Annotated in this window: 16 protein-coding genes and 1 pseudogene; 4 read left to right on the forward strand and 13 right to left on the reverse strand. The window is 37.7% G+C overall.

Annotation, left to right across the window (positions count from 1 at the left end; all coding sequences use genetic code 11):
* The first annotated feature begins 87 nt into the window (after positions 1–87).
* Together ACESPO_RS02430 and ACESPO_RS02435 are read left to right on the forward strand one after the other, a co-directional pair.
* A complete protein-coding gene (locus ACESPO_RS02430; protein WP_499788420.1) occupies positions 88–906 on the forward strand; it encodes a helix-turn-helix domain-containing protein in 819 nt (272 codons plus the stop codon).
* Positions 907–1,083: 177 nt separating this feature from the next.
* Positions 1,084–2,058 (forward strand): Abi family protein, encoded by a 975-nt coding sequence (locus ACESPO_RS02435; RefSeq protein WP_499788421.1) that lies wholly within the window; start codon positions 1,084–1,086, stop codon positions 2,056–2,058.
* A 311-nt stretch (positions 2,059–2,369) separates the two neighbouring features.
* Here ACESPO_RS02435 and ACESPO_RS02440 read toward each other — a convergent pair.
* The 6 genes and pseudogenes from ACESPO_RS02440 to ACESPO_RS02465 form a co-directional block, all read right to left on the reverse strand.
* Positions 2,370–3,149, reverse strand: a pseudogene (locus tag ACESPO_RS02440) (DEAD/DEAH box helicase); the annotation flags it as partial.
* Positions 3,150–3,275: 126 nt separating this feature from the next.
* Positions 3,276–3,479, reverse strand: a complete 204-nt coding sequence (locus ACESPO_RS02445) for a hypothetical protein (RefSeq protein ID WP_156786559.1) — start codon at positions 3,477–3,479, stop codon at positions 3,276–3,278.
* A gap of 471 nt (positions 3,480–3,950) precedes the next feature.
* Positions 3,951–5,189 (reverse strand): tyrosine-type recombinase/integrase, encoded by a 1,239-nt coding sequence (locus tag ACESPO_RS02450; RefSeq protein ID WP_499788422.1) that lies wholly within the window; start codon positions 5,187–5,189, stop codon positions 3,951–3,953.
* Positions 5,190–5,294: 105 nt separating this feature from the next.
* Positions 5,295–5,459, reverse strand: coding sequence for a helix-turn-helix domain-containing protein (locus tag ACESPO_RS02455; RefSeq protein WP_499788423.1), 165 nt, complete (start codon positions 5,457–5,459; stop codon positions 5,295–5,297).
* A 19-nt stretch (positions 5,460–5,478) separates the two neighbouring features.
* Positions 5,479–6,561, reverse strand: a complete 1,083-nt coding sequence (locus ACESPO_RS02460) for a replication initiation factor domain-containing protein (protein WP_499788424.1) — start codon at positions 6,559–6,561, stop codon at positions 5,479–5,481.
* Positions 6,562–6,647: 86 nt separating this feature from the next.
* Positions 6,648–6,977, reverse strand: coding sequence for a hypothetical protein (locus ACESPO_RS02465; protein WP_499788425.1), 330 nt, complete (start codon positions 6,975–6,977; stop codon positions 6,648–6,650).
* A gap of 250 nt (positions 6,978–7,227) precedes the next feature.
* Here ACESPO_RS02465 and ACESPO_RS02470 point away from each other — a divergent pair, with 250 nt between their 5' ends.
* Complete coding sequence (locus ACESPO_RS02470) at positions 7,228–7,911, forward strand: helix-turn-helix domain-containing protein (RefSeq protein WP_499788426.1); 684 nt, start codon at positions 7,228–7,230, stop codon at positions 7,909–7,911.
* 191 nt (positions 7,912–8,102) lie between these two features.
* Here the strand turns inward: ACESPO_RS02470 and ACESPO_RS02475 are convergent, their stop codons facing one another.
* Positions 8,103–8,318 (reverse strand): helix-turn-helix domain-containing protein, encoded by a 216-nt coding sequence (locus ACESPO_RS02475; RefSeq protein ID WP_257414927.1) that lies wholly within the window; start codon positions 8,316–8,318, stop codon positions 8,103–8,105.
* Positions 8,319–8,431: 113 nt separating this feature from the next.
* Here ACESPO_RS02475 and ACESPO_RS02480 point away from each other — a divergent pair, with 113 nt between their 5' ends.
* Entirely contained in the window at positions 8,432–8,740 is a 309-nt protein-coding gene (locus ACESPO_RS02480; protein ID WP_499788427.1) for a hypothetical protein, read from the forward strand.
* A 59-nt stretch (positions 8,741–8,799) separates the two neighbouring features.
* Here ACESPO_RS02480 and ACESPO_RS02485 read toward each other — a convergent pair whose 3' ends face one another.
* The 6 genes from ACESPO_RS02485 to nrdD all read right to left on the reverse strand — a co-directional run bounded on the left by ACESPO_RS02485 (position 8,800) and on the right by nrdD (position 14,810).
* Entirely contained in the window at positions 8,800–9,123 is a 324-nt protein-coding gene (locus tag ACESPO_RS02485; RefSeq protein ID WP_004613237.1) for a hypothetical protein, read from the reverse strand.
* A gap of 360 nt (positions 9,124–9,483) precedes the next feature.
* Positions 9,484–10,404 carry a translation elongation factor Ts gene (tsf, locus tag ACESPO_RS02490; RefSeq protein ID WP_009262529.1) on the reverse strand — a complete coding sequence of 307 codons (921 nt, stop codon included), beginning with the start codon at positions 10,402–10,404 and terminating at the stop codon, positions 9,484–9,486.
* Positions 10,405–10,483: 79 nt separating this feature from the next.
* On the reverse strand, positions 10,484–11,236 hold the full coding sequence (gene rpsB / locus ACESPO_RS02495; protein ID WP_008975991.1) for a 30S ribosomal protein S2: 753 nt from the start codon (positions 11,234–11,236) through the stop codon (positions 10,484–10,486).
* A gap of 267 nt (positions 11,237–11,503) precedes the next feature.
* Positions 11,504–12,019: a dCTP deaminase/dUTPase family protein gene (locus ACESPO_RS02500; RefSeq protein ID WP_009262530.1), complete on the reverse strand. Its 516-nt coding sequence runs from the start codon at positions 12,017–12,019 to the stop codon at positions 11,504–11,506.
* Positions 12,020–12,196: 177 nt separating this feature from the next.
* Entirely contained in the window at positions 12,197–12,688 is a 492-nt protein-coding gene (nrdG, locus tag ACESPO_RS02505; protein ID WP_008975993.1) for an anaerobic ribonucleoside-triphosphate reductase activating protein, read from the reverse strand.
* 1 nt (position 12,689) lies between these two features.
* The gene (gene nrdD, locus ACESPO_RS02510; RefSeq protein WP_008975994.1) at positions 12,690–14,810 is read right to left on the reverse strand and encodes an anaerobic ribonucleoside-triphosphate reductase; all 2,121 of its coding nucleotides are present in this window, start codon (positions 14,808–14,810) and stop codon (positions 12,690–12,692) included.
* Between the last annotated feature and the right edge of the window lie 149 nt (positions 14,811–14,959).

The following is a 14,959-nucleotide window of genomic DNA, read 5'->3' on the forward strand; positions in this document are numbered from 1 at the left end:
TCCATGCTTTCGTACAATTTAGTCTTTAATCGAACATTTGTTTTTGTTATGATATAAATAACTCAATCTGAAGAGGAGTGATACTACATGTATGTAAAATTAACAACACAGGAAAAGCTAAAGGATCTCCGTGTCGTCAGGAAATTAACGCTAAAGGATTTTGAAGCCGCCACTGGAATTTCCAGCTCAACCTTGGGTGAATATGAAAACAATGACTATAAGGACATTAGCAGCCATTCCCTGGAAGTCTTATCCAAATTTTATGGTGTATCCGTTGACTACCTTCTTGGAATAACAGAGAATGATATCGAAGCAAACACACCTATCGAAGAACTGCATCTGACGGATGAGGCAATTGCTGTATTAAAAAGCGGCAAGATCAATACTCGCTTACTCTCAGAAATAATCTCGCATCCTGCTTTTCGTAAGATGATGACAGACTCTGAAATTTACGTAGATCGCATTGCAACAAGTCGACTTCACGATACGAATATGATGCTCGAAGCCATTCGCCAACAGGTGATTACTAAAAAAGGTGCTGATCCAAATGATGTCTATATGCAAACACTCAAAGTCGCACAATTCTCTGAGGACGACTTCTTTGGCACAGCCATTAACAGGGACATGATGGAAATTTTGTCTTCCATACGTGATGCGCATGTAAATGACAGCACCACCGCGGATACTACTGCAACGAATCTTGCTATAAATGCTTTAGATGAATTAAAACAATTCGAAGGATCCGCCGAAGAAGCGAAGGTAGTTATGCTACTTAGACAGTTGGGAATCAAATATAGCAAAATCACAAAGGCAGAGCTTGTCACTCTAATCAATGTCTTTCGTAAATCTGACTTGCTAAAATCGCCTCTGAGCAAACGCGGCAAAGGGAAATCCAAGAAACGATAACAATAACAACAACAAAAGACAGGCCAGAAGCACTGAATTTATTCAGCGTATCTAAATCTGTCTTTTCTACTAATTCAAACTCTCCACATCAAAATAAGCATAAAATGATATTCTTTCTTGCCTTAATTCCATTCCTTTGATAAAATTTTTGTAAACCATACCAAAGGAGGCAATTGAATGAATTCACCACAAACAATAAATGGACTTATGAGACATTTGCGAAATGATTGCAATGTTCAAATAAACGGAAGTAAACAAAAACAACAACTTATCAGTTATGGATATTATCACGGATATAAAGGTTACCGTTTTGTTAAAGATGCTAACCATCAATTACCTTATACCAATTTTAGTGAAGTTGTGGCTGTAATCGAATACGACAACAACTTAAAAGCCGCGTTATATTCCAATCTTATGTTTATAGAAACAGCTATTAAAAATATTGTATGTAATACATCTGTCGATCGTCTTCGTTATGGGACCTTTGATTACGTTTACAAGGAACGTATGAGTGACAATCCGTCTAATACTCGTTTACAGTTAAACCGCTTAAAGCTACGAAATAATGTGTACTCTAAACTCTCAAGCCGATATAGTGCTGAAGAAAAAAAAGATAATCAAATGGTTCGTCATTTTTATAATCGTGGTGAAGATGCTCCTTTATGGGTTATATTCGAAATCTTTTATTTAAGCGATCTTGCAAGTTTTTTTGAGTGCCTAAACACTTCAACTAGAGAAACAATTCTTAGTCAATTAAATATGTTCGATATCTCTATCGATACAAACCGTGAACTTTTATCTAATATCTTATACACAATAAAAGCTCTCAGAAATGCTGTAGCTCACAATAATATCATTTTCGATACCCGCTTCAAGGACAGAAAACTCAGTCATGTATTGAAGCGTTGGACGGAACACGAGACAGGAATCCAAAACATTACTCTATATTCTCTTATAGATTACATAATAATAATTTGTTGTCTACTAAAAAGAATTGATTTCAGTGGGTTAAGAGCCAAAGAACTATTACATCAATACAAGGCTCAAAATGTTTTATTGCAGAATTCTGTTGCTCCAAACATTTACAACATGATAATTTCACAAAATGTATCTGTAAAAATATCTGCTTTAGAAACATATTTAAATTCGTAATCCTAATACACCTAATAGTCCTTCTCAAAAAATTCTTGCATTTTTTGATTCAATGTTGTATATTATATATATTGATTGAGGTGTATGTTTTCGGACTGCACTGGGAGAGTCACTCTGTGGCTCTCTTTTTTGTTATAATCAGAAATTTTCATACTTGTTTCCTGATTACTCTCCAACCTAATTATATGAAAATTCTCTTGCAGTTATATTGCCACGTTTGCCGTACCCATCATTCAGTACATAGATAAAATAGAAAAGGCAGGCTCCAAACCCTTATAAATCAAGGTTTTTTCGCCTGTCAATAATATAACCCCTGCTCCCGTCGCAGAAATTAATAATGCCTTGTCCTCTCTAGTTTCATAAATTTTTCGAAGATTATTTATAAAACCAATCTGCATAGAGTTTGGTTGTAAACGATATACTTCTAAAGATGTAATTTCTGCTTGCTTCGCCAATTCTTTCTGCTTTTGAATAATTTTATTTTTTATGTAGATATTAGTGTAAGCTTCTATAAATTGTTCGAATGGTAGTGATTGCTGCGCATTCCATAAATTTTCAAATTCAGCAACAATGTTTTGCGTATATTCTCCCTGTTCTGTCGAAACAATTTTGGTATTCCACTCACGATTTGTTGTGAGTGCACTTAATGTCATATTGGAACTTCCAACAATAATTCGATACATTTCTTCCTTTTTAAAAATATACCCTTTCGTATGAAATCCTTCTTTAGAATTCTCGGTAATAAACATTTTTAATTGAATGTTTTTAAAATTTGCGAGGATACGAAGTGCTTTGGGATCGCTAAACATCAAGTAATCCGTTGTTAGAATTTTGCCGGATATCCCGCGTTGTTCTAGTTCTCTCAAAGTCTGAAGAAGCGGTGTAATCCCTCCCATAGTAATAAATGCAACGCTAATTGCAAATTCTTCGCATGACAAAAGTTCATCCTCGATGGATGAAATAACTTTTCTTCCTTCTCTATAATTATTTGATACAAACTGTGGCTTATAAGCCAAGTTTGAAGAAGTATTTTGATTAATAAAGGCTGTTGTTAAACCTTGTTTTAATTGAACAATTTTCTCTTGATTCATAATGTTCACCTTTTATCTTATAACATCCAAAATTCGTATATATCTTCTAATCATCTCATAAACCGGGCGCATATTTCCTAAAATACTATAGAATAGTGTCGCCAACTTTTTCAATCAGAGATATATCTACGCTTCTATTTCTTGTATCATAACTTGTAACATCTGCTCTTCATCTAGTTCATTCAAGTAGAACAAGTCTCCATCCTCAAATAGGTTCTTTTTCACCTCAGTTTCTGATAATGCATACTCTACCACAATCGCTTTTGCCCATGTCAATCCCGTAACCGTAAAACTCCCCTTCTCACTTGTCCGAAAGCATGTATAACCCAAAATATCAGGAATTCATTCATACTTTTCTTCAAATTTTTACTCTAATATCTTACGTCGTTCCTCAACCTGTCTTTTCATTTCCCTCGACATTATATTTGCTTAGACTTCCCTTTCCTCATTAACCTTTTAAACATATGCCATTATAGTACTTTTTATTGGACTCTACCTACTTTATATATATTAAAAGACAGATTGGCGATAGTAAACCAATCTGTCTTTCTAAAGGAAAAGGGACGATTCATCACCGCCCCCTGTAATTTCTATGTGTAATTCGATTTACTTATAAGAAATATTTAGTTTCCCATCTGCTTTGCCAACTTTTATTTACTGTTTTCTCAAATGCCCCTTTTACAAGGTTTTCTACGCTTTCCGTAATTATGCTTTTCCATTTTACCCAATTCCTCTTTGGGTAGAAACTTTTCAGTCTCATTGAAAGCAATTTCCTCTTATTTTGCTATGTTGGGTACTCTTTTATGCACACTGGGTAGAGTTTTTAGTTTTCTGAACTTTCTGTTTTTCACTCACGCTACCAAACTTTGCTATTTCTTCTTCAAATTTTGTTTCTGTCACATGAGTATATATATCAATCGTTGTACTGTAATGCTGATGTCCCATAAGCATTTGCACTACTTTAGCATCCATTCCTTTTTCAAAGCACCTGCTACAAAATGTATGTCGGATTGCATGAGGATAAAGGTCTTTGAACTCTATCGGTTCTCTGTTTTCCTTTACTGCTTCTATTGCTTCTTGAAAATTGATTGCTTTTACTACTTTCTTAATTTCTTTTTCTGCTACATTCCGAATAACCGGACTTCCTAAAGAAGTAGTAAACACCAAATCATCAAATTCTCCACTTGAACGCCAACGATTTCCATAGGCTTTTTTCTGCCTGTTCTGTTTTTCTTTTTGGGATAACAGAATTTCTTCTGTTTCTGCCATAAACGGAATACTTCTGTATGAATTATGTGTTTTAGGCTTTGTTAATCGCATGGTCTTTACTCCATTTTCATATTGACAGGATAAAGACCTTTGAATGTTGATACATTTCTTATTCCAGTCTATATCTTCCCATTTCAGACCACCAACTTCTCCAATTCGCATACCTGTCAGAAACATAATATAAAACATTTCTTTATACCAGTTATGCTCTACTTCCTGCAAAAATCTTGTTTGCTCTGCCATTGATAAGAACCGTCTTTCTGCTGTTTTATTTTCCCAGGGTACATTGATTTCAAAACATGGATTGATGTCTATAATACGATTATTCTTTGCAGACTCCAAACACTCCCGAACTCTGCCTAAAGCATCTCGCATACTAGAAGACGCTCTCCCTTGCTTATTCATATCGTTAATAACCCGCTGAATATCTAAGTTCCGTATATCCGCCACTTTCATATTCCCTATTGCTTTTCCAAATGTATTATAGTATTTGCTACGCATAGGGAACACGCTTGTTTCCTTGATGTTAGGAATTTTATAATTTGTAAACCATTCCTCAAACCATTCATTCAGCGTTATTTTCTGACGTTTCATATCAATATTATTTCTTGCTTCTTCTTTTGCCTTTTCAAACAATATTTTTAATTTCTTCAAGTCAATATCATACGAGTTAATGTCTATTCCGTTTATCTTTGCTCTTGCTTCGTATCTACCGTCCTTTCTTTGACGTAAACCTGTTCCTAATTCTTTTCCTTTTAAATCTTTACCCATAATCTCTACCCTTTCTATCAATCAAATGTCTTGATAAATAAAAAGGGAACTTCTGTGATTTTAACCATATACTACTATAAGTTCGCCTCCTTTTCAATCAGAACTTCAATAACTCTTTGTCTGTTGCTCTAGCCATGTGTCTAATAATCTTCTGTTCGCATACCACCGATACCCAATCTTCATGGAAAACGGACAGTTTCTGCTTTTCAATAGTTCTCTTGTCTTTGTTTCTCCAATTCCAAGATACTCACTTACCTCTTTTAAATTCAATAATGCTTTTTCTATACGATTATCCCCTTTCCTCTAATCTTCTTGCTTTTATGTAATCATCATACAACTGTTTCTGTGTAATATTCATTTCTCCATTTACTATGAGATTACCAATATAATCTCTCTGCTCTATCTTTCCAACCTCTGCAAACAGTTTCAAAGACGGAGCAACATACTTTTCTAACCATTCCCACACCTTTTGTAAACTTTTCTTCTGTGGTTGTATGGTAAGTTTAACCTTACCTATATCTTTCATCAGTTCCGCCCACGCTTGATAGGTTGGGTAAAGCCTTTTTCGTGTTGTCGTGCTGTCTGTCGGCTTTTCTAAAAATCGTATTTTGCTGTTCAATACTTCCATTGCCAGTCCTGCCACATCTCTATATTTCAATAATTCCTGTACTACACTTACTGCCATTTCCTGCCGAAATCTCAATTCATATCTGTTCCAATTTTCGTCTAATTCTATTCCATACTTTTTATTCTGCTCATATCCCTTTTCGTAAAATACCAATCTCAAATTACTGGCTGAACTGCCGAGATAAAGACTTCCACCTTTACTCTGAAATACTTCTTCTTTCAGTTCGCCCGAGTCGTGAAAATCTATCTCTCGTAACTTTGAAGAAAGCAATCCCTCTTTTGTCCTTATAATTAAATCGGGAATACTCAAATACGGTTTTCTGTCATCTATCGCCAAATCAATCCTAGGAAAATTGATGTGATACTGACAAACTCTGTTTAAAAAATCAAACCATGTTTCCTCATTGAGTTGTAAAAAATTCTCATAGTTGCGACAGCCTTTCCCACTCATTAAAATCTGAAAGCCTTGATACTGTGCGTTTCCTGTTGGCTTTAGCACTTTGATATTATCGAAGATTGCCACAACCTCATGTCCTGCAATCCCTTTTTCATAGCCTGTTACCGTCATAAGTTCCATAGGTATTCTCAACACATCTTCTATGACTGCTTCTAACGGAACTTCCTTAATGGTTATCTGACACCAATCTATCAAGGCACTTAATTCTTCTTTCTGCCGTATTACTCCCCTGTTAGTGTAGGGGAGTTCTGGAAGAAAACTTCCGTTTCTTTCTTCCAAATTTATCAAACCTCCTTATCTGCAATGGCGTTGCCATTGCCCTGCCCTCAACCTGCCGTTTGGTACGTCAGAACGAGGGCAGGAACTTTGACCGCCTACATAGTTTTGTTTGGAACAGGGCGGATACCCTTACAGGTAATCTTCTCCACTAATACAGGAAAGTTTCCTCTCTGCACATAAGGGGCATATACTGGTTCTTCCAGTTCCACCACCGCATAAGGCTCAATCTTTGGAAGTTCCGTTGTTTCCAATCGAATATCCACGCTGTTCCCAAGCCTCATGCTTCCAAGATGAAGTTTTAAGGCTTCCACTTCCTCTGTTTTCTTCTTACTGTCTTTATCATAGCGGTAACAGTTATCCGCACCCATGAAACGAAGTTCTCCAAAGGCTTCTTTTACTTGTTCTTTTGTTAATGTAATCTGCATACACGTTCCTTTCTCCCCGTTGAACCGATAGGTCAGTTTCTTATATTTTCATTTTCTTATTACGACGTCGTTTATTGTTCAGTTATTTCTGAACTTAATTGTATATTAGCACAGGCAAATTCATTTTGCAATACAAAGTTTAGCTTTTTATAAACTTTTTATTTTCTTTTTTCTGAGCTTGTGGTATAGTATCCTTAGACGATACGATATGAGAAGTTATAACGAGATATGGAAAGAGAGGGTTTTTCAGATGAATACAATCGCAGAACGGATTAAATTTGCCATGAGAGCAAAAAATAAAAAACAGGTAGATATAGTCAAAGATACAGGTATCAGCAAAGGAGCGTTCAGTTCCTATCTTTCGGGACAATACAATCCAAAAGCCGATAAAATGGAATTGATTGCCGACTCCTTAGATGTAGATTTGCGGTGGCTTTACGGACAAAATGTACCTATGGAACATACAAGCCAAAATGACAATGCCCTGCAATATGTCTTTTATAACAACTCCTGTTCCGAGTATCTTCTTGATAATTTAGACGATATATATATTGCCATGATGACGCAATATGCCGCCCTCATTCCACGCTTTTATGTTCTTGTTAATCGTGCTGGAAATGCAATGCACATATTACCTTTATTTTTGAAAGAGGATAGTTCCGAGTTCTACGAATGTCCGTCTGATTTCTTCTATTCCGACAGACATACTATTTTTACAAGAGTTTTTGAAAGCATACACATGGTATTAACAACCGCCACGATTTACTATTATGGAATTGATACAAAAACCTATGAACCGAAAGTTACCAAACTTTCCTACTCACAGGCTGACGACTGCTTTTATATCGACAATGAAGTACATGATTGTCACATAAAAGCATTTGAAAAAGAAGTGGTGAAAGAAGCACTTTATTTAAAACATAATGCCCAGTAACAGACAAGAGGACTTGCAAGGTTTCTGACCTTTCAAGTCCTCTGCTGTATCATGGTGCTGTTGGCTGTGTCCGTTCCGTCAAGGACTGCCCTACGGCGTATCGGCTTCGCCTTGTTCCTTGACCTCACTACGTTTCTCTTTTTCTTGACATTACAAAAGCCTGCACGAATTTTCTTCAATCCGACAGGCTCTCATTCTTTCACATGCTCTATCAATTCTTCTATTCCACAATCCAAGTAACTGCACAGTTTACAAATTAGTTGTGCGTCTAATCTCTGAAATTCATTTCTGCAATAACGATTAAAGTTAGACCTCGGTATATCCAATTCCTTACAAATGGTATTCTTACTAATTCCTTTTTCTTTCAGCAGTTCCTCTATGTGAAGTTCCAAATGTCCATACTTCATTGCCTCACCTCTACATAAAAGTATATTCAATAAATCTTTATGTAGTAATTCACTATATAGTGAGGTACTATATAGTTATCCCTATAACTATATAAAAATAGAGGTATATCAAAATGAAAAAGAAATTATTATTTGTCACTATTATTCTAGTCTTGCTTGCAGGTGTTCTCTATTACATTAGCTTGCCCGATTATCTTGTATTTAACAGTATGTCATTCAGCAATGGGGCTAATCGTGATACCGAATTGCAAGTTATCGTATATCAATACTGGAATACAGATGAAGTGGTAGCGGAAATCGAAGCAGAACATAACCAAATCAACGGAACTCCCACCACCCTTACAATCAATCTACACTGTTCTAAATGGTCTTTTCACAATGGATGTGAACCATTTTATAGCACTACTATCAATTATGATTGAAAAAGAAAAGCAGACAGTCCTATCAAAAACTGTCTGCTACAAACTGAAATTTGACTTGCCTATTTTCTTAAAATCTCATGTGGAGCTTCTATTTCATTTGCCAAGGTATGCTCTGTTAATTCTGACATCAATTTCAATTTTTTATTAATCAATGGTCGCATACAATTAGGAACATGTTCCTGATGCGCTCTGTGGATTGCTACACATTCCTTACAGTTTCCGTGATAACGACAGGCTTTCAGGCAAGGACAGTGATCTTTGTCTTTATACTCCTTACGAAATTCCGCTGCAAATTCTTCTTGCAGTCTCAGCCCCTCGACACGGTTTCCCTTATGAAATTCTACCATTGCATCCAGTTCTTTCTGGTTCCCTTCAATCTTCATGTTATTATAGCGCCTCCATTTCAACTATTCCTCATTTTCTGATAAATTCTAATTTGTTTATTTCTTTCATTCTAACACATTTCCTAGTCTTTAACATTATTTTCCAAAAATTTAAGGGTATATTGCAAAATACAATACACCCTCATCACTCACAGCGTTCCCTTTCTATTTTAAACAACAAGCAAATTCCTCATTAAGAGGTTGGGTAAATTTCTTTACCCAATACCCTACCCAATCTGTACCCAAAATAGCATGATATTTTGTGAGATTTTACAGTAGTTTATAACACTTGTCAAAATAGTCAGAAACCGCTTAAATACGCTATTTAATTCGATTTTTACCAGTCTTACGATTGATAAATTAGTTTCCCATCTGTGCAGCCACTTCAGCAGCAAAGTCTTCGTTTTTCTTCTCTAATCCTTCTCCAGTTTCGAAACGAACGAATTTCTTAACTGTTACGTTAGCACCATTTTCTTTTGCTACTTTTTCTACATATTTAGCAACAGATAAGTCACCATCCTGTACGTATGCCTGATCTAATAAGCAGATTTCTTTTAATTCTTTGTTGAGACGTCCGATGATCATCTTTTCGATGATGTTGTCTGGCTTCTCTGGGTTTTCTGTCTTAGCCTGAGCTAATAAGATTTCTTTTTCGTGCTCTAAGTATTCTGCAGATACTTCATCGCGTGAAACGTATTTTGGAGACATAGCTGCTACCTGCATTGCTACGTTCTTTAAGCAAGCTTTGATCTCGTCGTTGATTACGTCTGTCTCAGCTTCTACTAAAACACCGATTCTTCCGCCACCGTGGATGTAAGGTACTACACATCCGTCTGTAACTACTTTTTCAAATCTTCTGATGCTTAAGTTTTCTCCGATAACAGCGATTTTCTCTGTCAAAGCATCTTTTACAGTCTTTGTGTTGTCTGCTAACCATGCTTCGCTTAAGAAAGCATCCATATCAGCTGCTTCTGTTGCTACTGCCTGATTTGCAACTTCTTCTACATATGCCTGGAAGTCAGCATTCTTAGCAACGAAGTCTGTCTCAGAGTTTACTTCTACGATTGCTGCTACTTTGTCATCTTTTACAACAGCTTTTACAAGACCTTCTGCTGCAATTCTTCCTGCTTTCTTGTCAGCTTTTGCCTGTCCGTTCTTTCTTAAGTATTCTACTGCTTCGTCCATGTTTCCGTTTGTTTCATTAAGAGCTTTTTTGCAGTCCATCATTCCTGCACCTGTCATCTCTCTTAATTCTTTTACCATACTAGCTGTGATTGCCATGATCATTTCCTCCATTGATAATAGTTTCTTTAAAAAAATGCTTCAACCTGTATTCAGGCTGAAGCATTTAGTTCCAATCTTAAGCTTCTTCTGTTACTTCTTCAGCTGCTTCTTCTGTTACTTCTTCAAAAATTTCTTCTTCTCCTGTAACACCCTGGTTTGCTTCGATTACAGCGTCTGCCATTTTAGCAACGATTAACTTAACTGCTCTGATTGCATCATCGTTTCCTGGAATTACATAGTCTAATTCTTCTGGATCACAGTTTGTATCTGCGATACCGATCAACGGAATTCCAAGTGTGTGTGCTTCCTGAACACAGATTCTTTCTTTCTTAGGGTCTACGATAAAGATTGCATCTGGAGCTTTCTTCATATCTTTGATTCCGCCTAAGTTCTTTTCAAGTTTCTCCCACTCTTTTTTGATTGCGATAACTTCTTTCTTAGGTAATACGTCGAATGTTCCGTCTTCTGCCATTCTTTCGATATCTTTTAAGCGTGCGATTCTGCTCTGGATTGTCTTGAAGTTTGTGAGCATTCCACCTAACCATCTCTCGTTTACATAGAACATTCCGCAACGTTCTGCTTCAGATTTGATTGCATCCTGTGCCTGTTTCTTTGTTCCAACGAAAAGGATTGTTCCTCCTTCTGCTGCGATGTCAGAGATTGCTTTGTAAGCTTCATCTACTTTTCCAACTGATTTCTGTAAGTCGATGATGTAGATTCCGTTTCTCTCTGTGTAGATGTACTCTGCCATTTTAGGGTTCCATCTTCTTGTCTGATGTCCAAAGTGAACACCTGCTTCTAATAACTGTTTCATTGAAATAACGCTCATGATTTTTCCTCCATTGGTTTTTACTCTTCCGCATATTTCCTGTACTCTGCAACCGTTTCTTCTATATATAATGCGGTCCTGATCTTATCTGGCTGTCATCTTTCTCTCAAATGAAATACAGATGAAAGTCCTATTCAGAATCCATTGAAGAATATTGGCACCGGCAGAGATTGCCATATGCGTGTTTTTTACGACCGTTTAAGTATAGCATAGCAAATCTATGGATTGCAAGTACTTTATCATACTTTTTTACAGTTTTCGCATTTTCTATGACTGTGTCGTACTTCCGAAACCACCGTTTCTCACACTTGTCACATCATCGTCAACTGTGATTCCATATTCCACAAAGATTCCCTGCATAAATCCTGTTCCTTCTGGAATCTCAACGGTTTTATTTTCATTTGTATCATTTGTAATCTTTGCGAAAATATGTCCCTCATTATCAGAGTAAAAGTAATCGCTGTCAATAATTCCAACCGTATTATTTAATTGCAGACGATATTTGAATCCAAGACCGCTTCTCGGGTAACATTTTAGAACCCAATTTTCTTCCATCTCCACACGGATTCCTGTAGGAACTTTCACAGTTTCCCCTGGTTTCATTGTCAATGTCACCGGTGCATAGAAATCATATCCTGCCGATCCTGAAGTAGCACGCTTTGGAAGTTTGATATGATCGTAAATCGTCTTGATTTCTTCTGCATTGGTAGCACCAAAAGTATCGATCCATCCTTCTGTAAACTGCTCGTAACTTACTTTCTGAAATTTTGCAATTCGTTTCATTTGTTTTCTCCCGTTTCTATTTTCTCTCTTGTTGTTTCTTCTTTCTGTTTCTGTATTCCGAAACAGGTAGCCGGTTCCTCCATGCTGAAAATCATAAGAAGTCCCGGCTAATCTATCGTTTTCTTTCCCTGTCTTTCTGCCGGCCAAACTTACATTTTCGCCGACAAAAATGAAATTTTAGGAATCGTGCAAGATCACTTTCTCTTGGCGAAGAGACTCCTGTACATCGATGACTCTCTGATTTGCGCTTCCCTTCCAGTGAAGACTTACATCTTTTTTATCACACTCGAATTCGCCATCTACAAGCACATCGAGATATTTCACAATCTCCGTGTTTTTAATTTCCTCCCAGAGAGAACCTGTGTAAAGCCAGATTGTCTTTTGTGGAAATTTCTCTCGGATTTCTTTTGCCAGTTCTTTGACATCATAAGCATTTCTGACATGAAGCGGATCTCCTCCGCTAAATGTGATTCCACTGATATAATCTTTGGAAAGTTCCTCAAAAATCTCTTCTTTTGCTGCCTGATCAAAATCCAATCCCCCGTTCGGATCCCATGTGATCGGGTTGTGGCATTCTTTGCAGCAGTGAGAGCAGCCTGCCACCCACAATACGACACGAAGTCCATCCCCGTTTAGCATATCGTCTTTTGTTATGTTGTGATATCGCATCTTACATACTCTTCCTTTCTGCGATTTCCGCCATCTTTGCATCGTTCAGACGTGTATCTCCTTTGACTCTTGAATAAGAAAGGTATCCATTCATCCGGTCGATCTTCGTCAGATTTTTGCTTCCGCATACCGGGCAGACATCCATCGCAAGTTCTTCGTGTCCGCAATCGTCGCAGTACGCCAGAGACAGATTGACCCCTTCATAAAGCCCCATATCCATCGCGCGGCGCACAAGGGCTTTGATTGCTTCTTTATTGTAGTTGATCGGATATTTCACATACTGGATTTTTCCTCCGTTGCTGAGTTCCCAGAAACGATACTCCAGATCCTGCTTTTCAATCGGTGTGATGTCTTCTGTCACATGACAGTGGAATCCATTGCTGACATATTCACGGTCAGATACGTTTTCTACGATTCCGTATTTCTTGCGGAACTGCTTTACCTGAAGCCCGCAGAGATTTTCTGCCGGTGTCGCATAGATTGCATACAGATGTCCATCTTCTTCTTTAAATTCGTTGACACGCTTGTTGATGTACTCTAATACTTCCAGTGCAAATGCGCCGTCTTCCACAAGTGATTTTTTATTATGAAGCTGCTGAAGCTCATTGAATGCTGTAATTCCAAAGGAAGCAGTCGCTGATTTTAAGAGAGGCTTGATCTTGTCGTGCAGACCAAGATTTCCACCGTAAAATCCACCTTCACAGTATGCAAGCGGATTTGTCGATGCTTTCATCTCTCCAAGATACTCATATGTACGAATATGGAGCTTCCGGATCAGGTTTAAGTAGTAATCAAGTACTTCATAGAAATCTTTGTTCTCTTGTTTTGCCTTTGCATAGATCATTGGCAAGTGAAGACTTACTGCGCCAATGTTAAATCTTCCGACAAATACCGGCGTATCTGTCTCATCTTTTGGATACATACCACCCTTTTCGTACCATGGGGATAAAAATGCACGGCATCCCATCGGGCTGATGATTTTACCATACTGCTTATACATACTTGCGATGTAGCCTTTTCCAGTCAGACTCAGCCAGTCCGGATACATTGTCTTTCTTGAACATTCAATTCCTGCTTCAAATACATCTTCCAGTTCTTTTCCCGGTCCATGCAGGTTCTCATCATAGAGGAATACGATTTTCGGGAACAATACCGGCTTTTTATGACCTTCTTTTCCCTGTCCGTTCATTCTGACTTTCAGCATCGTGATCGTGACAAGCTTTGCAAAACGGCTTCTTCCGGTTCCTGCTGTCACTGTAATAAACGGATAATCTCCTCTGCTGGAAGATACGGAGTTAAATTTGTATTCCCACCCCTGGAATCCCTGCTCCATCTCTTTTTCCAGATCTTTCCATGCGACCTCTTCTGCCTTCTCCCGCTCGATTCCAAGTCCCAGATATTTCTCCACATGGTTATGGAATGATTTCTCTGCAAACGGCTCTAAGATATCATCTACACTTGGCACAGTGAATCCACCGTACTGCTGGCTTGCTGCACTTAGAACAATATCTCCGATCACATCGAATGCTGTATCCAGTGTCTTCGGCTCATTGTACCAGAGATTTCCCATCTCAAATCCCCCGCTCAGCACGTTCTTTACATCGAACAGACAGCAGTTCATTGTATCGCGTCTCGCGGACATGTCGTGGATATAGATGTATCCATCTCTGCATGCCTGAATCTCTTCTGTTGTCAGGAAAAACTTCTTGTAAAGCTCCTTATTCAGTTCATTGAAAATCAGACTGCGCTTTGTAGATACGAGCGCACTGTCTGTATTACTGTTCTCCTTATCACCGATGTACATAATTGACTGACTCTTTTTGTACACCTCGTCAAGCATCTGCACAAAGTCCTGCTTATAGTTGCGGTAATCACGATAGCTCTTTGCCACAAGCGGATTCACTTTCTCCAATGCACCTTCTACGATGTTGTGCATCTCGGCAATCCGGACTTCTTCCACTCCCATATCCCTTACTTTCTCTTCCACAAATTTACAGATAAATTCAAGCTCTGCATCTGTAAATTGGATCAATGCACGATAAGCTGATTTATTGACTGCGACTACTACTTTCTGTACATTAAACTCTTCTGAAGTCCCGTCTTTCTTGATTACTTTCACCATACTACACTTGCTTCCTTTCCCCATTATTTCATCTATATTTAGTGTTTTATTATCTTTTAGCAAACTAGATAATGTGTCTGCACGAACAATATTACCACTTCCTGCAAGCACCGTCAACAAGAACTGCGCGAAAATATTATACAAAAATC

The sequence above is a fragment of the Coprococcus sp. HPP0074 genome (assembly GCF_964238105.1).
Taxonomy (GTDB): Bacteria; Bacillota; Clostridia; order Lachnospirales; family Lachnospiraceae; genus Faecalimonas; species Faecalimonas umbilicata.